The following is an 18996-nucleotide window of genomic DNA, read 5'->3' as shown; positions in this document are numbered from 1 at the left end:
GGCGTCACCGGACGGCGGGCCGGAACCGATCTGTGGAACGCGGCCACGGGCCTCCTGGCTGTGGAGGAGAACGGACGGAGCTGGTCCGCTCAGGCCAACCAGACCGTCGTCTCGCCGGGGAGGACACCCGGCAGCACGCCGGCCGCGTCACCGAGCGGCCCGGACGCGACCACGACGTCACCCGACGGCAGCGGCACGGGCGTCGTGCCGAAGTTCGTGACCGACCGCCACCCGTCGTGCCGGGCGAAGGCCACGACGCGGTCGTCGGAGTCCAACCAGGTGAGCTCCTCCCCCTGCTGCAACCGGCGACGCGCGTCGAGCGCTGCCCGGTACAGCGTCAGGGTGGACGTGGGATCGCCGTCCTCCGCCTGCACCGACGACGCCCCGAAGTCAGCGGGCTGCGGCAGCAGCGGCGCGACGTCACCGAAGCCGAACGACGGCCCGGAGGTCGTCCACGGGATCGGCACACGGCACCCGTCACGGCCCTTGACGGTGTGTCCGGAGCGGAGCCACTTCGGGTCCTGCAACTGGTCACGCGGGATCGCGGCGGCTTCGTGCAGGCCGAGTTCCTCGCCCTGGTAGACGTACGACGACCCGGGCAGCGCGAGCATCAGCAGGGTCGCGGCGCGGGCTCGGCGCAGGCCCCGCTCGCGGTCGAGCTCGGGGGTGGTCCCGTCCGTCAGCAACCACGCGTCGGTGTCGGTGTCGTCCGGCAGACCGTACCGGCTGGCGTGCCGCACGACGTCGTGGTTCGAGAGCACCCAGGTGCTCGACGCACCGGACTGCTCGGACGCCGCCAGGTTCCGCTCGATGATGCTCCGGAACGCAGCGGCCTCGAACGGCGCCTCGAGCAGGTCGAAGTTGAACGCCTGCCCGAGTTCGGTGGGCCGGGCGTACAGGACGCGTCGCGGGGCCGGTGCCCAGGCCTCGGCGACGGCGGCCCGGGGCGGGTCGTACTCGTCGAGCACGGTGCGCCAGGACGCGAAGACCTCGTGCACCTCGTCGCGGTCGTACAGCGGGTCGGAGCCGTCGAGCGGCAGCGCGTGCTCGTTCGATGCGCGGTACGGCGTCGACAGGTCCTTCGCCAGGCCGTGTGCGACGTCCACCCGGAAGCCGTCGACCCCGCGGTCCGACCAGAAGCGCAGCGTGTCCTCGAAGTCCGCACGGACCTCAGGGTTGGACCAGTCCAGGTCGGGCTGCTCGGGTGCGAAGAGGTGCAGGTACCACTGACCGTCCGCGACCCTGGTCCAGGCGCTCCCGCCGAAGTTCGAGACCCAGTCGCTCGGCGGCAGTTCCCCGGCGGGACCGCTTCCGTCGCGGAACACGTACCGCGCCCGTTCCGGCGAGCCCGGCGCGGATGCGAGCGCCGCCCGGAACCACTCGTGCTCGTCCGAGGTGTGGTTCGGCACGATGTCCACGATCACCCGCAGCTCGTGCTCGTGCGCGGCCCGGAGCAGGGCGTCCAGGTCCTCGAGCGAGCCGAGTCGCGGATCGACCGCCCGGTAGTCGGCCACGTCGTACCCGCCGTCGGCGAGGGGCGACGGGAAGAACGGCGAGAGCCAGATCGCGTCGACGCCGAGCGCGGCCAGGTAGGGCACGCGGCTGGTGATGCCCGCGACGTCGCCCAGGCCGTCGGCGTTCGAGTCCGCGAAGCTGCGTGGGTAGACCTGGTAGACGACGGCATCGCGCCACCAGTCCGGGTTCGTCGTGCGGGGCGTGCTGGCCGGCGTCCGAAGCGTGCTCACGTCGCCACCGTACCCATCGCCACCGTACCCAGCGGTCTGGGAATAGCACGCCGTAGGCTCGGATTGGTTGTCGCAGACACCTTTCCGTCCCAGAACAACGTCTCGAACCAGAAGGATCACCATGACGAACGTCCTCGCACTCGTCGGCAGCCTCCGCGCCGACTCCATCAACCGCAAGCTCGCCGAGGCCGCGGCGCACCACGCGCCGGAGGGCATCGAGGTCACCACGTTCGACGGCATCGTCGACCTGCCGTTCTACAACGAGGACATCGACGGCGACACCCCGCCGGCCGCCGCCGTCGCCTTCCGCGACGCGATCGCCGCCGCGGACGCCGTCCTGCTCGTCACCCCCGAGTACAACGGCACGATCCCGGCCGTGCTGAAGAACGCCCTCGACTGGGCATCGCGTCCGTTCGGCGCCTCGCCGCTGTCCGGCAAGCCGCTCGCCGCCATCGGTTCCGCGTTCGGGCAGTACGGCGGCGTGTGGGCCCACGACGACGCCCGCAAGGTCGCCGGCATCGCCGGTGCGAAGGTCCTCGAGGACGTCAAGGTCGCGATCCCGCAGTCGGTCGTCCGCTTCGCGGAGACCCACCCGCGCGAGGACGCCGAGGTCACCTCGCTCGTCCAGGGCGCGCTGAACGCACTCGCCGACGCCTCGACCGAGCAGGCCGCCGCGTAGAGCGACCGGGTGCGGTCGACCGCACCACAGGACGGACGGGAGGCCCGTGGCGACCCCGCCACGGGCCTCCCGTCCTGCATGCGGGAACGGAGCAGGCACACCCACAGGAAGTCGCTAGACGGCCTCCATACGAGACGGACTAGCCTGTGGCAATGGCAACGCAGGAGATCACCGAGGCGTCCGGGTACTGGTTCCCCGACGACGACGCGACCCAGCGCGGGGTCGCCGTGCTCAACGCCCTGCGTCGCTACCGGGCCGCCGAGACCGCGATGCGCCGCCGCACCCGCGACTCGATGGGCATGGGCGAGACCGACCTGCTCGCCGTGCGCTTCCTGCTGCAGTCGCAGCGCTCGGGCCGCAGCGTCAGCCCGAAGGACCTCGCCGCCTACCTGAAGATCTCGTCGGCGTCGACCACGATCCTGATCGACCGCCTGGTGAAGTCGAACCACGTGCGCCGCGACCCGCACCCCACCGACCGTCGAGCGCTCGTGATCACCCCGACGACCGAGACCGATGACGAGGTCCGCGCGACCCTCGGCATCATGCACCGCCGGATGATGTCGATCGCCGAGGGACTGCCAGCGGACGAGGCACGCATCGTCGCGTCGTTCCTCGAGCAGATGCGCGGCGCCGTCGACCAGGTCGACCCGGCCCCCGCGCACTGAGCTCCGCCCCGCCACCACCCCGGGGGACAGTGCGGTTCCGTGCGCACTGAGAGTGGTCACGGCCGCACCGCGTAGACCGGAAGGGTCACCGACGCGAAAGGAGCCACCACCATGCACGCTTCGGACAAGATGGCCAAGAACCTCCAGGCGGTCCTCGTGGACCTCATCGACCTGCACCTCCAGGGCAAGCAGGCCCACTGGAACATCCTCGGCACGAACTTCCGCGACCTGCACCTGCAGCTCGACGAGATCGTCGATGCCGCACGCGAGTTCGCCGACGACACGGCAGAGCGCATGCGCGCCCTGTACGTCGTGCCGGACGGACGCTCGAGCACGGTCGCGGCGTCGAGCCACCTCGACCAGTTCCCCGACGGCGAGATCACGACCCACGATGCCATCGACCAGGTGACGCTCCGCCTCTACCAGGCGACCGGCACCATGCGCGACGTGCACGACGAGGTCGACGACGAGGACCCGACGACCGCGGACCTGCTCCACGGCTTCATCGAGCGCCTCGAGCAGCTCGCGTGGATGGTCTCGGCCGAGAACCGCGCACCGAGCACGCCGCTGGCCTCCACCACGACGCCCGCGGTCGCCGACGCTTCGGCGCACGCCTAGGGGTCCCGTGGACCTCGGCATCCAGGGCAAGACCGCGCTCGTCTTCGGTGCCGACTCCGGCATCGGCTGGAACACGGCTCGCATCCTCCTGGCGGAGGGTGCGACCGTGGTCGTGAGTGACCTCGACCAGGCGCAGCTCGACAACAGCGCCGACCAGCTCGAGGCGCCGCTCGGCAGACTGCACGCGTTCGCCGCGGACGTGACGAGCGCGGCGAGCCTGGCGGACCTGCACGGCAAGGTGCGGGACGCCGTCGGCGCGATCGACATCCTGGTGCAGTCCTCGGGCGTCACCGGCGCCCAGGGACTGTTCCACGAGATCGACGAGCAGGGTTGGGCCGACACCATCGACGTGGACCTGATGGGTCCGGTCCGCATCACGCGCGAGTTCATCGGCGACCTGCGGCAGGGCGGTTGGGGCCGGATCGTGTACCTCGTGTCCGAGGACGCCTCGCAGCCCTACGACGACGAACTGCCCTACTGCGCCGCGAAGGCCGGGGTCCTGTCGTTCGCGAAGGGCCTGTCGCGCACCTACGCGCAGGAGGGCGTGCTCGTGAACACCGTCAGCCCCGCGTTCATCCACACGCCCATGACGGACGCGATGATGAACAAGCGGGCGAAGGAGACGAACCAGAGCTTCGACGACGCGATCACGAGCTTCCTCGACGAGGAACGTCCGTACATGGAGCTGAAGCGCCGCGGTGAGCCGGAAGAGGTCGCGAACGTCATCGCGTTCCTCTGCTCCGACCTCGCGAGCTTCGTCAACGGCTCCAACTACCGGGTCGACTCCGGCTCGGTCGCCACGATCTGACGCCGGGAGGCACCGTGACCGACTACCGATACCTCATCATCGGCGGCGGGATGGTCGCCGACGCCGCCGCCCGCGGTGTCCGCGAGCTCGACGCCGACGGCACGATCGGCATCCTCAGCGAGGACGTCGACCGCCCCTACGCCCGCCCGGCCCTGTCGAAGAAGCTGTGGACCGACCCGGACTTCAGCTGGGACGAGAAGGTCGACCTGCACACCGAGGAGACCGGGGCGTCGTTCGTCCTCGGCACCGCGGTGACGGGGATCGACCGTGCATCGAAGACCGTGACCACGGCCGACGGCCAGACCCACGGCTACGAGCGGCTGCTCATCGCGACCGGCGGCAAGCCCCGCGGGTTGCCGGGCCTGGAGCCCTCGGACCGCGTGCTCGACTACCGCAGCGCCGACGACTACCGGAAGCTCCGCGAGCTCGCCGACGCCGGGGCGCACGTGGTCGTCGTCGGCGGCGGCTACATCGGCCAGGAGATCACCGCGGGGGTCGTGCAGAACGGCGCCCGCGTCACCCTGGTCGACCCCGACGACATCGTGGGCGGGCGGATGTTCCCGGACGACCTCGCGCGCGCGTTCCAACAGCGCTTCGTCGACGCCGGCGTGGACCTCCGGCTCGGACGCCGGGTCGAGTCCGGCACGCAGACGGCCGATGGCGTCACCCTCACCCTCGACGACGGCACGGTCCTCGATGCCGACGCCGTGGTCGCCGGACTCGGCATCGAGCCCGCCACCCAGCTCGCCGTTGACGCCGGCCTGACGGTGCGTGACGGCATCGTGGTCTCGTCGACGCTGCTCACCGACGACGACTCGGTCTTCGCGGCCGGCGACGTCGCCGAGTACCCGGACCGGATCCTCGGGACCCGCCGGGTCGAGCACGTCGACAACGCGCAGCAGCAGGGTCGGCAGGCCGGCCGGAACCTCGCCGATGCCGACGAGACCTACGACCACACGCCGATGTTCTACTCCGACGTCTTCGACATGGGGTACGAGGCGGTGGGGCAGGTCTCCACGAAGCTCCGGACCGTCGAGGACTGGCAGGACCCGACCGTCACCGGTGTCGTCTACTACCTGGACGACGACGACACGGTGCGCGGCGTGCTGCTCTGGAACGTGTGGGACAAGACCGACGAGGCCCGCAAGGTCCTCGCCGAGGCGAATTCCCTGACGTCGGACATGCTGCCGGGCCGCATCACGGCCTGACCGGCGCACGGGTCGCCCTGGACGCGACCGACGGGAGGCCCGGTGCCGGTTCCGAGAACCGGCACCGGGCCTCCTGTACGTCGCCTGCAGTGCCCGGTGTCAGCGGTTCGGGTCGGCCTCGGGTGCGACGGCGTCGACCACCGCCTTGCGGTCGACCGGGTCGACCGGCAGGTCGTCCCCGTCGGCCATCGCGACCGCGTGGGCGGACTTCGCCGCCTCGAGCGTCTCGTCGTCGTTCTTCGCCATGCCGACCAGTTCGACGAAGCGCGACTTCACGAGCATCCACGCCTCGCTCGGGCTCAGACGCGACAGGTCGGACGCCGTCGAGTCGTCGCGCACCCGCTGCAGCGAACCGACCCCGCGGTCCGGCAGCCGGTGGTCGACGTGTGCGACCGCAAGCCGCGCGACCGCGTCGGCCTGGGCGTGCATCACGGAGTGTGCGCCGTCGACGACCTCGCGCAGCACTGCGTAGGGGAACACCCGCGCGAGCCGTCGGATCCAGTCCCGCGGGACCATCGCGTCGTGCTCGCCGCGGACGATGAGGGTGCGCGCCTGCACGTGGGCCGCGCGCTCCTCGATCGGGAACGCGATCATCCGTGGCAGCACCTTCGAGAACCAGTGCCATCCGCACAGCGCGTACGCCGTGATGCCGTGCCACCGGACCGCCGAGGGCTCGTGCAGGGTCGACCGCAGGAACCGGAACGCGGACTGGCGGACCGTGCGCGCGTGCGAGTCGACGACTGGGCTGATGAGCACGAGGTCCGAGATCTCCGGGTGACGCGCCGCGACCTCGGTCACGACCTGGGTGCCCATCGAGTGGCCGACCAGGACCGGGTCGACAAGGCCGAGGTCGTCGATGACCTTCTCGACGGCGTCGGCGTACCGCTCGATCGAGACCTTCCCGCGGAACCGGGGAACGCCTGCGAAGCCGGGCAGGTCGAGGGCGTGCACCGGGCCGTTCTCGTTGAGGTGCGGGGCGAGCCGCTCGTAGTAGGTGGCCGCGATGCCGAGGCCGGCGACGAGCAGGAAGGCACGCTCCCCCGGCTCGCCGATCGAACTCACGCGGACGTACGTGCCGTCGACCGCGACCCGGTCCACCTCCACGGTGACGTCGGCGTTCTCGGCCTCCGCGAGTTCGCCGGCCGGGTCCGGGGTGGCTGCCGTGCGCTCGTCGTTCACGTGGGTCTCCTCGGGTCGGGCGAGCGCCCACGATACCCGCGGACACCGCCGCAGCGTGCGCTCCCGCCCGGTCAGCCGCTGAAGGTGTTCGCGGGGAACCCGTGCACCCGCGTCGGCACCGCCAGGATCGCTCCCGAGGACGGGTGCTGCTCCAGCTGCTCCTCGGTGAGGTTCTCCCGTGCCGAGGCGACGAACAGCGTCGACATGTCGGGGCCGCCGAAGGCCACCGACGTCACGTTCGGGGTGGGCAGCTCCACGGTCTCGAGGTGCGATCCGTCAGGGCCGTACCGCTCCACCCGGCCGCCGCCGTAGACCGCACTCCAGGAGCAGCCCTCGTCGTCGCGGACCAGGCCGTCGTGGGCGTGGCCGACGACGAACGGTTCGAGCTCGCCGAGTTCGCCGTGCGGGCCGTACGACCCGCGGTAGATCGTCGACACACTCGTGTCGGTGACGTACATCACGGTGCCGTCGTCCGACCACTCGAAGCCGTTCGTCACGCCGAAGCCGCCACGGAGCAGTCGCGTCGTGCCGTCCGCCTCGACCGAGTACAGCGCACCGTCCGGCTCGCCCGTCGTCAGGTTCATGCTGCCGACCAGGAACCGGCCGAACGGGTCGCACTTGCCCTCGTTGAACCGGAGCCCGGCCGTGGCGTGCTCGACGCGGGTGAGCTCGCGCTCGACCACGCCGTGCTCGTCCGTCACGACGACGGTGTCCCCGAGCGCTGCGACGAAGCCACCGGAGGCCCGCGGCTGGAAGCTCGCGAGCGGCGGCGGGAGCGGGACCGTCGACACCACGGTGCCGTCGGACTGCGCGGTGACGAGGGTGCCGAGGGTGATGTCGGTCCAGCGGAGCAGCTGCGCCGGCGGGTCCCACACGATGCTCTCGGCGAGGACCGCCCGGGCGTCGGAGAAGACGGTCACGGGCCCGGTCGTCGCGCTGGTGCTCATCGGACCGGTCTACCGGCGCCGGCTCCGTGCTCCCTCAGCCGGGCGCGCTGCCCACCAGTTCACGCGCTGGGCGACACCTCACGGGACCGCGGGCGCGTGGAGTGTCGCCTGGCACGAAAGTCCGCAGGCCCCGCTTCGATCAGAGGCGGGCGTACCGCGCGCGGAAGAAGCTGTAGACGCCGAAGGCGAGGAACCCGATGCCGATCGCGACCAGGACGAACACGCCACCGGGCATCGAGCGCACGGCGTCGAACGCCGCGTCGAGGCCCGTCGCCTGCTCCGGGTCGCTCCGCAGTCCGGCCACACCGATGAGCACACCGACGATGACCACGGCGATGCCCTTGCCGACGTACCCGACGACCCCGAGCACCGTGACCACCCGGTCGAGCGTCCCGGACGGTCGGGTGATCTGCTTCCGGAACGTCCGCCGACACCCGATGACCACGAGCCCGATGCCGACCGCGACCGCGATCGCGCCGGCGAGGAGCAGCACGAACACCCCGCCGGGCGTCGCGAGGGTCTTCGCTGCGGCACTCTGCGACGAGCTGCTGGAACTCGACCCGGCGCCGAGGGCGTACGACGCCGACGAGTACGCGATGATGCCGTAGACCACGGCCTTCGCGACGTCCTTCGCCCGGGCGAGCCACCCACGCGTGCTGTCCGACCGGCCGCCGACGACGGCCTCGACGATCAGCCGCACGGTGAGTGCTGCCGTGCCGATCGCGATCAGCCAGAGCAGGAAGACCCCGCCCGGCACGGCAGCGATCTGCTGCAGTGCTCCGGACTGGTCCGTCTCACCGCCGGAGGACGCGTTGCCGATGCCGAGCAGGATCGCGAGGTACCCGATCAGCAGGTGGACGATGCCGCTGCCGACGAAGCCGGCGCGAGCGGTCAGCTCGAACCAGCGGCTGTCCGCCGCTCGTCGGACCTGTCGTCCGGTCTCCCGTGCTGCGTGCTCTGCTGTGTCGCTCATCCGGTCAAGCGTGCCCGACGCGGGCCGGTCTGTCCGGGCCGCGCCGGGCAGTGGACGCGGACCGACGTCGGACGGGCGGCGCGGGGGCGGGCTGCACCCGCGCCTCCCGTCAGTCGCCCTTCACGTTGACGACCTGCCGCAGCGTGTGCCGGATCGACACGAGGTCCGACGCATCCGCCATGACCTGGTCGATCGGCTTGTACGCGCCCGGGATCTCGTCGAGGAACGCGTCGGTGTCGCGGTACTCGATGCCGACCATCGCCTCCCGCAGCTGGTCGTGGGTGAAGGTCCGCCGTGCCGCGCTCCGCGAGAACAGCCGGCCGGCTCCGTGCGGCGACGACTCGAGCGACGGCTTGTTGCCGAGGCCCTCGACGACGTACGACGCCGTGCCCATCGACCCGGGGATCAGGCCGGCCTGACCTGCCGTCGCCTGGATCGCACCCTTGCGGGACACCCACACGGACTTCCCCCAGTGCGTCTCGCGCTGCGTGAAGTTGTGGTGGCAGTTGATCCGCTCCTGCTCGTCGACGGGGGTACCGACGACCTCGGACAGCTGCCGCACGACGCGGTCCATCATCTCCTCGCGGTTGAGCAGGGCGAAGTGCTGTGCCCACCGCAGCTCGGCGATGTACCGGTCGAACTCCGGCGTGCCCTCGACCAGGTAGGCGAGGTCGGGGTCCGCCAGCTGGATCCACCAGCGCTCCATCAGCCGCTTGGCGACCGTGATGTGCCGCTGCGCGATCTTGTTGCCGACGCCCCGCGATCCGGAGTGCAGGAAGAGCCAGACCCGGTCCTGCTCGTCGAGGGAGACCTCGATGAAGTGGTTCCCGGAGCCGAGCGTGCCGAGCTGGTTGCGCCAGCCGCCGTGCGCCTGTGCGGGGTCGAACCCGGCGGCGTCGGCCATCGCCTCGAGCTCGGCGATCCGCGGCGCGGCGGTCGCGACGATCTTGCGGTTCGACGCGCCGGCCGACAGCGGGATCGCGCGCTCGATCTGCTCGCGCAGCTCCTGCAGGTCGTCGGGCAGGTCGGCCTCGGTGAACTGGGTCCGGACCGCGATCATGCCGCAGCCGATGTCGACGCCGACGGCAGCCGGCATGACCGCGCCGAGGGTCGGGATGACGGAACCGACGGTGGCGCCGAGGCCGAGGTGGGCGTCCGGCATCAGGGCCAGGTGCGGGAACACGAACGGCATGCGTGCGGTCGTGCGGGCCTGCTGCTCGGTGTTGTCCTCGAGCATCGAGGCCCAACTCAGCAGTCGGTCGTTGATCTTCTTCATTGCTTCGTCTCGCTTTCAGGACGGTCGTCTGGACGGTCGTCTGGACGGTCTTCGATGACGGTCCGGGACGGTGTCCGGCCTGCGCTCCGGGCGACGTCGAGCGCGACGTGGCGAGGATGAGCAGGACGACGAACGCCCCGGGCCGGGTGGGCACGGGGCGTCGTGGGACGTTCCGTGCCTACGCGGGATAGCGGAGGGACCACTGCCGCTGCGGTTCGGGCAGCACGGCGGTCGCGTCGAGCTGGAGCTCGACGCGTTCCTCGTTGTGCTGCACGGCGCGCATGCGCGGTCCTTCCGGTGTGCCCGGGACGGGCGTTCCTGCCGGCGGCGTTGGTGCCGCTGGCGTTCCTGCCGGCGGCGTTGGTGCCGCTGGCGTTCCTGCCGGCGGGCAGGAGAGCGACAGTAGTGCGACACGCCCGGGATGCGCAACTCACCCGGGCGTGTCGCGGTCGTCCACAGCCGGCGCGGCCCGCTCAGCGGCGACGCGAAGCGTTGCGCGGGCCGCGCGGACCGCGCCTGCGAGGGAGGACGGCGGGCGTCCTCCACAGCGGGGTACGTCCGCCTGATGGTCGCGCCTCGGGCGCGGGCAGTCTGGGTGCATGACGGAGCGCACCGAAGACACCCTCGACGCGGTCGACACCCACGCACGCACCGACGGCTACGCCCCGCTCCGCACCTACGGAGCGATCGGCGACGGTCGGACCGTCGCGCTCATCGCCCGCGACGGACAGATCGACTGGCTGCCGATCCCCTCGATGGACTCACCGCCCGTGTTCGCGGAGATCCTCGACGCCGAACACGGCGGCCACGTGGCGCTCCGCCCGGTGGACCGATCGGCCGAGGTCACCCGCGAGTACCTGCCCGGCACCAACGTGCTCGTCACCACGTGGACGACACCGTCCGGGCGGGCGACGGTGACGGACGCGATGGTCACCGGGGTCGCCGGTCGCCTGCCGTGGGCCGAGGTCGCGCGCTGTGTCCAGGGGGTCAACGGGTCCGTGGAGTTCGAGTGGGCCGTCGTGCCCGGCACCCTGCTGGGGACCGCTGAGCCGAAGCGCCTCGACACCGCGAACGGCGCCGTCATCGGCATCGACGGCATCACGATCGCGATCGTCGAGCAGGGGTTCGACCCGGTGGACGACGACCGCCCGCGCTTCTCCGGCCGGTTCACCACCGGCGACGGATCGAAGCACATCCTGACCATCGTGGGCACGCACGACGAGCCGATCTTCATGCCGCGGCCGGAGAGTGCACTCGCCGCGATGGACCGCACGATCGACAACTGGGCGACCTGGTCGGAGGAGTTCTCCTACGACGGCCCCTGGGCCGAAGCGGTGCAGCGCAGCGCCCTCGCCCTGAAGTTGCTCATCTTCTCGCCGACCGGAGCGATCGCGGCGGCGCCGACCACGAGCCTGCCCGAGGACCGGACCGGCGGCAAGAACTGGGACTACCGATTCGCCTGGGTGCGCGACCTGTCGTACACCGTGCACGCCCTGACCCGGTTCGGCCTGCGCGAGGAGACCCACGCGGCGGTGTCGTGGGTGATGCGCACCATCGCCGAGCACGACGAGGACATGCCGATCTTCTACGAGCTCGACGGCACGAAGAGCGACGACGTCGAGGAGCGCGACGTCCCCGGGTGGAACGGCATCGGCCCGGTCACGGTGGGCAACCGCGCTGGCGACCAGCTGCAGCTCGGGGTCTGGGGTGACGTCTTCGAGATCCTGCGCCAGTACGTGAACGCCGGCAACGTCCTGGACCGGAAGACCGCGGCCGTCCTGCAGCAACTCGCCGACGACGCCTGCCACCGGTGGGAGGAACCGGACTCGGGCATGTGGGAGCTCGAGGACACCCAGCACTACGTCACGAGCAAGATCGGCTGCTGGCAGGCCCTCGACGCCGCGGTGGACCTCCACGATGCCGGCATGATCGACGGGCCGCGCGCCAAGTGGGTCGAGAACCGCGAACTGATCACGCAGTGGGTCGCGGAACACGGCTGGGACGAGGAACGCGGTCACTACGTGATGTACCCGGGTTCGGACGCGCTCGACACGTCGATCCTGCTGCACGCGATGAGCTCCTTCGACCGCGGCCCACGCATGGCGTCGACCATCCGGGCGATCGAGGAGCAGCTGCAGCGCGGACCGCTGGTGTACCGCTACTCGGGCATCGAGGACGAGGAGTCGCCCTTCGTCGCGTGCTCGTTCTGGCTCGCAGCCGCGATGGCCTGCACGGGCCGGATCGACGACGCACGGACCCTGATGGACGAGATGGTCGGCCAGGCGAACGACGTCGGGCTGTTCAGCGAGATGATCAGCGAGGACGGCTCGTTCATGGGCAACCTCCCCCAGGGGCTGTCGCACCTGGCGCTCATCCAGGCAGCGCTGACCATCGAGGAACTGACTGGCGAGGACGACCGCTCGGAGTGATCATGGAGGGGTCATGAACGACGTCGATGCACGGATGGACCGGCTCCGCAGGGCCGCTCGCTACCGCTACCAGCAGTTGGTCGACAGTGAGATCGAGCGGGGGTCGCTCGATCCGGACGAGGTGCGTGAGGAACGCCGGCTGCTGAAGGCGGCGGACGTCGCCGCGCATGCTCGGGCGCAGATCGAGGAGGCCGAGCGCCGCGGCGTCTTCGAGGGCAATCCGTACCACGGCAAGCCCCTGCCCGGGAACGACGGGCAGCACGACCCGGACTGGTGGATCCGCTCCAAGATCGAACGCGAGGACATCCGCGGCATCGCTCCTCCCGCCCTCGCACTCCGCACCGAGGACGCGGAACTCGACGATGCCCTCGACGCATTGTCCACAGCGGCCGACGTGCGCGATGTCCTGGTGGACTTCAACGCCCGGGTGAAGGAAGCCCGACGTCAGCTGCTCGGTGGGCCTCCGGTCGTGACGCCGCTGCGGGACGTCGACGACGAGTTGGTCGCGTGGCATGCCCGCCGGGAGGCCCGACTCGCGTCCGCCGCTGCGGCTGCGGCTGCTCTGACGGCCGCGTCTGACGACCGTCGCCGCCGGTGGTGGCGCCGGCGTCACTGAACGTGGTGAAGGGCCGTCCCGGTTGCCCGGGGCGGCCCTTCACGTGTGGTGCGGTGGTGCGGGGTGTTACTTGATCTGTGCGGTGATGGTGGCGGTGCCGACGAGGAGGCCGCGCTTGACGGCGTCGGTGCCGAAGGTCTTGTTCAGCAGGCCGGCGGCGTCTTCGGAGACGTGGACGGTGGTGCCGGTCAGGATGGCGTTGTCGCCCTCGAGCTGGAGGGGCTTGAGGGAGCCGCCCCAGAGCTCGAACAGGAACGCGTTGGACGCGGCGACCTTGCCGTTGACCAGGACGTCACCGTAGAGCTTGGAGGAGCCCGGGTTCACGACGAAGTTCTCGAGCGTGACGGTGGTGTCGCCGGCCTTCAGGGTCAGGCCGGAGTCGTCGTGGTTGAGCAGGCCCTGCACGTAGGGCTTGTAGTTGCCGTCCGGCGACCAGTACGTGACCGACCCGGCGGTGATCGGGAACGACACCGATCCGTCCGCCAGGGTCGCGTCCCCGGAGACGCCGGGGGTGAGCTTGAGGGCGGTGAGGGCGTCGGTGAAGCCGGAGTCGAGCTTCACGGCGGTGGAACCGCCGAGGACCTCGGGGACCGAGGCGACCGGTGCGGGGATCTTCGACGACGACGACGAGACCGTGTGGACCTGGGGGGTCGAGGCCTGGGCGGAGGAGATGCCGAACGCGGCACCGCCGAGCACGAGGGCGCCGGTCGTGGCGAGGGTGATGGAGGTCTTCAGGCTCTTGCGCATGGTGATCAATCCTTTGCTGTGTGGGCACCCCGGCCGACGGCCGACGTATGCTCCTGTGCGTACGCTGAACAACGGCCATGTCTGACCGGAGAGCGCCCTGGGCTTTTGCCCTGTGCAACTCATTCGGTGCACCCCCGCGATCGGTTTGGAACGGGTTTCCTGAGGTTCACGGGACCGGCATTTCGTAGCGTGGGGGCATGGCTTCTGCACAGCTCTCCACCACCGACCGACTCCGGGCGGTCGACGCCTGGTGGCGTGCCGCCAACTACCTGACGGTCGGGCAGATCTACCTGCTGGACAACCCGCTGTTGGGGCGGCCGATCGAGCCCGACGACATCAAGCCCCGGCTGCTCGGACACTGGGGCACCTCGCCCGCCCTCAACCTCGTGTACGCGCACTGCAACGCGCTGATCGCCGAGACCGGACGGGAGTTCCTCTACGTCTGCGGCCCGGGCCACGGCGGCCCGGCGATGAACGCGAACGCCTGGCTCGACGGCACGTGGGGCGAGCTGTACGCGGACGACGACCTGCAGCGCTTCTTCCGGCAGTTCTCGTTCCCCGGCGGGATCCCGTCACACGCGGCACCGGAGACACCCGGGTCCATCAACGAGGGCGGCGAACTCGGCTACTCCCTCGCCCACGCGTACGGAGCGGCCCTGGACAACCCCGACCTGGTGGTCGCGTGCGTCGTCGGCGACGGCGAGGCGGAGACCGGCCCGCTCGCGGGGTCGTGGCAGGCACACACCTTCCTCGACCCGGTGTCCGACGGTGCCGTGCTCCCGATCCTCAACCTCAACGGGTGGAAGATCGCGAACCCCACCGTCCTCGCCCGGATCCCCGGTGAGGACCTGACCGCCTACTTCCGTGGCCTCGGTTACGACCCGATCGTGGTGGACTCGAAGCGGGTCGACGACGACCCGTACGCCGTGCACGCGCTGTTCGACGGTGCTCTGCGTCGAGCGCTCGCATCGATCGACGACATCCAGGCGGCAGCTCGGGCGCAGGCCGAACGTGCGGCTGCCGGGCAACCCGCCGGCGCCGCCGACCTGCGCCCGCGCTGGCCGATGATCATCCTCCGCAGTCCGAAGGGGTGGACCGGGCCGAAGGAGGTCGACGGCCAGCAGATCGAGGGGACGTTCCGCGCCCACCAGGTGCCGCTGTCCGAGGTCCGCGAGAACTCCGCACACCGCGCCCAGCTCGAGGAGTGGATGCGGTCGTACCGACCCGAGGAGCTCTTCGACGCGGACGGGAACCCCGTCGGGATCATGACGACGATCCGTCCCACCGGCGACGACCGGATGAGCGCCACTCCCCACGCCAACGGCGGGCGCATCCGGACGGCCCTCGACCGGCCCGCGCTCGACGCGTACGGGGTCCCCGCCGGCTCGACGGCCTCGGCCACCGGCACGCTCGGCCCGTGGCTCGCAGCGCTGATCACGAAGAACCCGTCGTCGTTCCGGCTCTTCGGCCCGGACGAGACGATCTCGAACAAGCTCGACGCCGTCTTCGACGTCACCTCGCGCGTGTGGCGGGCACAACGCGCGGTCGGCGACGAGCACCTCGCTGCCCGTGGACGCGTGACCGAGGTGCTGTCCGAGCACCTGCTGGAGGGCATGCTCGAGGGCTACGTCCTCTCCGGCCGGCACGGGCTCCTGAACACCTACGAGGCGTTCGCCCACATCATCGACTCGATGGTCGGGCAGTACGCCAAGTGGCTCGAGTCCTCGACCGACATCGACTGGCGTGCGCCCGTGTCGAACCTGTCGATCCTGCTGTCGTCGCACGTCTGGCGGCAGGACCACAACGGGTTCTCCCACCAGGACCCCGGGTTCCTCGACGTCGTCGCGTCCAAGCAGCAGGACCTGGTCCGGATCAAGCTGCCCGCCGACGCCAACACGCTGCTCGCCGTCGCGGCACACGCCTTCGAGACCACCGACCGCATCGAGGTGATCGTCGCCGGGAAGCACCCCGAGCCCGTCTTCCTGTCCCTCGAGGACGCCGTCGCCCACGCGGACGCAGGTCTCGGGGTCTGGGACTGGGCCGGTACCGAGCAGTCCGTCGGTCGCGTCGACGTCGTCCTCGCCTGCGCCGGGGACGTCCCCACGGTCGAGGCGGTCGCCGCCGCGGACATCATCCGGCAGCACGCTCCCGGGGTCGGCGTCCGGGTCGTCAACGTCGTCGACCTGCTCGCCCTCGGCGATCCCCGGAAGCACGAGCACCCGATCCCCGACGAGCGGTACGACGAGCTCTTCCTGCCCGGGACCCCGACGGTGTTCGCGTTCCACGGGTACCCGTCGCTGGTGCACCAGCTGACCTACCGGCGCAACGGCCACGACGACCTGCACGTGCACGGGTTCCTGGAGCAGGGCACGACGACGTCGCCGTTCGACATGCTCATGCGGAACGAGATGGACCGCTTCGCGCTGGCGCACGACGCCCTGACGCGGGTCGATGCGGGTGCACACGCCGAGTTGCTCGACCGGCTGTCCGCCGCACGGGACGCGGCCCGCGAGTACGCCTACTCACGGGGCGAGGACCACCCGACCGTCGACGGGTGGGAGTTCTCGGGGTGGCCGCAGGGCCCGTCTGCCTGATCCCTCCTGCACAGGCCGGGAGGCCCGGATCACCGTCCACAGAACCGGTCACGCCCGCCGCGTGGCCGGCCCTGTGGCGTCAGGGTGGCGGGCATGGACATCGGCTGGATCAGTGCACTCGTGTCGGTCACGAGCGCGTCCGTCGCAGTGGGCGCACTCGTCGCCTCGGTGCTCGACGGGCGCGCCGGTCGGCGAAATACGGAGTTCTTGGGGCATCGCGACCTCTGGTGGCAGCGTTGGTCGTGGGTCGCTGACCGAGCAACCTCGGATGACGAGGACAGGCGCGCGGCAGCTGCCGTGATGTCCGCGGCACTGGTGACCCGGAGCTGGACGACTGATGACGACACATGGACGTCCACGGCGCTCGCTGACTTCGAGGCAGCACGAGCGGAAGCCCGGAGACAACAGGAAGGAGTGCACGCAGATGATCTCGACGCTGACTGATGAAGAGTTCAAACGATGGCTCGACAACCGCGAGATGACGACACCACGGCTCCTCGCGAGCCCCCACTACGGTCCGCTGATGCGCGCCAAGGGCGCCGAAGAAGAGCTCGCGCAGATGCGGATCGAGTGGCGCGAACGGCAGGAGCGCGCCCGCGCGCGGAAGCTCAAGTACGAGGCGTCCTTCGGTGAGAGCTGAACCGACGCCCTGCGAGCCTGCCACGCTGAGACCGTGACCGACCTCGTCATCCCGGCCCCGAGCCTCCCGACCGTCCCCACGACCACGGGCGCACGCTTCCCCGTCCGACGCGTCTTCTGCGTCGGTCGGAACTACGCGGCGCACGCACGCGAGATGGGTCACGACCCAGATCGCGAGCCGCCGTTCTTCTTCACCAAGCCGGCGGACGCCGTCGTCGTCGACGACGCGGACACCCCGTACCCGCCGCAGACGGCGCAGCTCGAGCACGAGGTCGAACTGGTCGTCGCGATCGGCACCGGCGGCGCGGACATCAGCGTCGACGACGCGCTCACCCACGTCTGGGGCTACGCGGTGGGCATCGACCTCACCCGACGCGATCTCCAGGCCGAGGCCAAGCGTCTCGGTCGGCCCTGGGACACGGCGAAGGGGTTCGACGCCTCGGCACCGATCGGCGCGATCGTCCCGGCGCAGGGCATCGACCCGACGGCTGGTGCGATCGAGCTCGTCGTCGACGGCGAACGACGGCAGGTCGGTGACCTGGCCGAGCAGATCTGGTCCGTGGCGGAGACGATCGCGGCGCTGTCGCGATCGGTGACGCTCGCCCCAGGGGACCTGCTCATGACGGGGACGCCCGAGGGGGTCGGGGTCCTGCAACGCGGACAACTCGTCGTCGGCACGATCGCCGGCATCGGCACGGTCCGCACCCGCATCGTCTGACCGGCGTTTCCGCAGTGTGACGCGCCGCTGGGAGGGCTCGCAGACACGCTGGGTATCCCTGGTGCGACGCCAGGTGGGGATCGCGGCGTCGCACACACGGGGCAGGACCATCGCGACGGGCGTCTGCAGCTGCTCCGGGATGACGGAGGTACGGCCGTGATGGAACACGATCTGCTGGCGACGTCGTGGACGTGGGCGGGCGACGAGCCCATCAGAGATCGCGTCCACGCGGTCGGTGCCGCCGGGTTCGCCGGGCTCTCGTTGTCGCTCGACGACCTGCACGAGGTGCGTGCGACGACGGGCTTCGCCGAACTCCGCCGCATGCTCGACGGTGCGGGGATCGTCTGGGTCCAGTTGGGGCCGCTCGACCGCTGGTGGACGTGCACGAGCCGGACCGACGACGACGCCGCCGACCGCGGGGTGGTCCTCGAGGCCGCCGCGGCGCTCCGCGCCTGGCAGGTGATCGCTCGTGCCGACACGACGTTGCCCGGCGCTTCACCGATCACGATGGCCGACGACTGGACCGTGCTGGCCGACCAGGCCGCGGCCGTCGGCGCGCAGCTCGTCCTCGAACCCGAGCCGTGGTCGAACCTGCCGACGATCGAACGGGCCTCGCGGTTCGTCGCGGCGGCGGGTCACCCGAACGGCGGGCTGCTGCTCGACGCGATGCACACCCTGCGGGGCGGGTCCACGTTGGCGTCGATCCGCCAGGCGGTCGCGCCCGCGACGCTCGCGGCGGTCGAACTGAGCGACGGGCTCCTGCACACCCCGGCCGGCATGACCCTGTCCGAAGAGGCCCGCGAGGCACGGTACCTGCCCGGAGCGGGCGCGTGGGACCTGCCGGGGCTCGTGCGCACCGTCCGGGAGCTCGGTTTCGACGAGCCGTGGGGCGTCGAGGTCCGGACCCCCGGCCACCGGGCGATGCCGATCGGCGACGCCCTGCGGACGGCCGCGGCGGCGACGCGGGCCGTGCTCGACGCGGCCGACGCGTACGGCGCACCGGCCGCGCCGGCGATGCCCTCGTCACCGGCTCCGACCTCGGCGGTCGACTTCGAGCCGCCCCACCCCCGGACCGATCCGCGGGGCAGGACACACTGGGGGTCGCACCGCCCGGCCGGACGCCGGGACGCCGACACAGGCACGCCCGCGTAGCCT

Annotated in this window: 18 protein-coding genes; 12 read left to right on the top strand and 6 right to left on the bottom strand. The window is 71.0% G+C overall.

Annotated elements, in window-relative coordinates; genetic code table 11:
- Positions 1–89 precede the first annotated feature (89 nt).
- On the bottom strand, positions 90–1745 hold the full coding sequence (locus EDF33_RS04715; RefSeq protein ID WP_243692354.1) for an alpha-amylase family glycosyl hydrolase: 1656 nt from the start codon (positions 1743–1745) through the stop codon (positions 90–92).
- A gap of 121 nt (positions 1746–1866) precedes the next feature.
- On the opposite strand from EDF33_RS04715, the gene EDF33_RS04710 reads away from it, so the two are divergent.
- The 5 genes from EDF33_RS04710 to EDF33_RS04690 all read left to right on the top strand — a co-directional run bounded on the left by EDF33_RS04710 (position 1867) and on the right by EDF33_RS04690 (position 5723).
- On the top strand, positions 1867–2424 hold the full coding sequence (locus EDF33_RS04710) for an NAD(P)H-dependent oxidoreductase (RefSeq protein ID WP_111086916.1): 558 nt from the start codon (positions 1867–1869) through the stop codon (positions 2422–2424).
- A gap of 152 nt (positions 2425–2576) precedes the next feature.
- A complete protein-coding gene (locus EDF33_RS04705) occupies positions 2577–3089 on the top strand; it encodes a MarR family transcriptional regulator (RefSeq protein ID WP_123293435.1) in 513 nt (170 codons plus the stop codon).
- A gap of 111 nt (positions 3090–3200) precedes the next feature.
- A complete protein-coding gene (locus EDF33_RS04700) occupies positions 3201–3707 on the top strand; it encodes a DNA starvation/stationary phase protection protein (RefSeq protein WP_132099412.1) in 507 nt (168 codons plus the stop codon).
- A 7-nt stretch (positions 3708–3714) separates the two neighbouring features.
- Positions 3715–4515 carry an SDR family oxidoreductase gene (locus tag EDF33_RS04695; RefSeq protein WP_132099411.1) on the top strand — a complete coding sequence of 267 codons (801 nt, stop codon included), beginning with the start codon at positions 3715–3717 and terminating at the stop codon, positions 4513–4515.
- 14 nt (positions 4516–4529) lie between these two features.
- The gene (locus tag EDF33_RS04690; RefSeq protein ID WP_132099410.1) at positions 4530–5723 is read left to right on the top strand and encodes an FAD-dependent oxidoreductase; all 1194 of its coding nucleotides are present in this window, start codon (positions 4530–4532) and stop codon (positions 5721–5723) included.
- Between the two features lie 99 nt (positions 5724–5822).
- Here the strand turns inward: EDF33_RS04690 and EDF33_RS04685 are convergent, their stop codons facing one another.
- The 4 genes from EDF33_RS04685 to EDF33_RS04670 all read right to left on the bottom strand — a co-directional run bounded on the left by EDF33_RS04685 (position 5823) and on the right by EDF33_RS04670 (position 10098).
- Positions 5823–6902: an alpha/beta fold hydrolase gene (locus EDF33_RS04685; protein ID WP_165918712.1), complete on the bottom strand. Its 1080-nt coding sequence runs from the start codon at positions 6900–6902 to the stop codon at positions 5823–5825.
- A gap of 71 nt (positions 6903–6973) precedes the next feature.
- A complete protein-coding gene (locus tag EDF33_RS04680) occupies positions 6974–7849 on the bottom strand; it encodes an SMP-30/gluconolactonase/LRE family protein (protein WP_132099408.1) in 876 nt (291 codons plus the stop codon).
- Between the two features lie 139 nt (positions 7850–7988).
- Entirely contained in the window at positions 7989–8822 is an 834-nt protein-coding gene (locus EDF33_RS04675) for a DUF1206 domain-containing protein (protein WP_123293429.1), read from the bottom strand.
- Positions 8823–8931: 109 nt separating this feature from the next.
- Positions 8932–10098 (bottom strand): RtcB family protein, encoded by a 1167-nt coding sequence (locus EDF33_RS04670; protein WP_131881909.1) that lies wholly within the window; start codon positions 10096–10098, stop codon positions 8932–8934.
- 599 nt (positions 10099–10697) lie between these two features.
- Between EDF33_RS04670 and EDF33_RS04660 the strand changes: the two genes are divergently transcribed.
- Together EDF33_RS04660 and EDF33_RS04655 are read left to right on the top strand one after the other, a co-directional pair.
- Complete coding sequence (locus EDF33_RS04660; protein WP_132099406.1) at positions 10698–12527, top strand: glycoside hydrolase family 15 protein; 1830 nt, start codon at positions 10698–10700, stop codon at positions 12525–12527.
- Positions 12528–12540: 13 nt separating this feature from the next.
- The gene (locus EDF33_RS04655) at positions 12541–13143 is read left to right on the top strand and encodes a DUF1992 domain-containing protein (protein ID WP_132099405.1); all 603 of its coding nucleotides are present in this window, start codon (positions 12541–12543) and stop codon (positions 13141–13143) included.
- 66 nt (positions 13144–13209) lie between these two features.
- On the opposite strand, the gene EDF33_RS04650 is transcribed toward EDF33_RS04655, so the two are convergent.
- Positions 13210–13890, bottom strand: a complete 681-nt coding sequence (locus EDF33_RS04650) for a hypothetical protein (RefSeq protein WP_132099404.1) — start codon at positions 13888–13890, stop codon at positions 13210–13212.
- Positions 13891–14087: 197 nt separating this feature from the next.
- On the opposite strand from EDF33_RS04650, the gene EDF33_RS04645 reads away from it, so the two are divergent.
- From EDF33_RS04645 to EDF33_RS04625, 5 genes are all read left to right on the top strand, one after another.
- Entirely contained in the window at positions 14088–16484 is a 2397-nt protein-coding gene (locus EDF33_RS04645; protein WP_132099403.1) for a phosphoketolase family protein, read from the top strand.
- A gap of 93 nt (positions 16485–16577) precedes the next feature.
- On the top strand, positions 16578–16928 hold the full coding sequence (locus tag EDF33_RS04640) for a hypothetical protein (protein WP_123937334.1): 351 nt from the start codon (positions 16578–16580) through the stop codon (positions 16926–16928).
- Entirely contained in the window at positions 16909–17124 is a 216-nt protein-coding gene (locus tag EDF33_RS04635; RefSeq protein WP_123339076.1) for a hypothetical protein, read from the top strand. The genes EDF33_RS04640 and EDF33_RS04635 overlap by 20 nt, the downstream gene beginning before the upstream one ends.
- A 33-nt stretch (positions 17125–17157) precedes the next feature.
- Positions 17158–17841, top strand: coding sequence for a fumarylacetoacetate hydrolase family protein (locus tag EDF33_RS04630; protein ID WP_131881839.1), 684 nt, complete (start codon positions 17158–17160; stop codon positions 17839–17841).
- Between the two features lie 159 nt (positions 17842–18000).
- A complete protein-coding gene (locus EDF33_RS04625; protein WP_132099402.1) occupies positions 18001–18993 on the top strand; it encodes a TIM barrel protein in 993 nt (330 codons plus the stop codon).
- Positions 18994–18996: the final 3 nt, after the last annotated feature.

The sequence above is a fragment of the Curtobacterium sp. PhB146 genome, from assembly GCF_004342995.1.
Lineage (GTDB): Bacteria > Actinomycetota > Actinomycetes > Actinomycetales > Microbacteriaceae > Curtobacterium.
The sequence above is the reverse complement of the archived record's forward strand: the minus strand, read 5'-3'. Positions and strand labels throughout refer to the sequence as shown.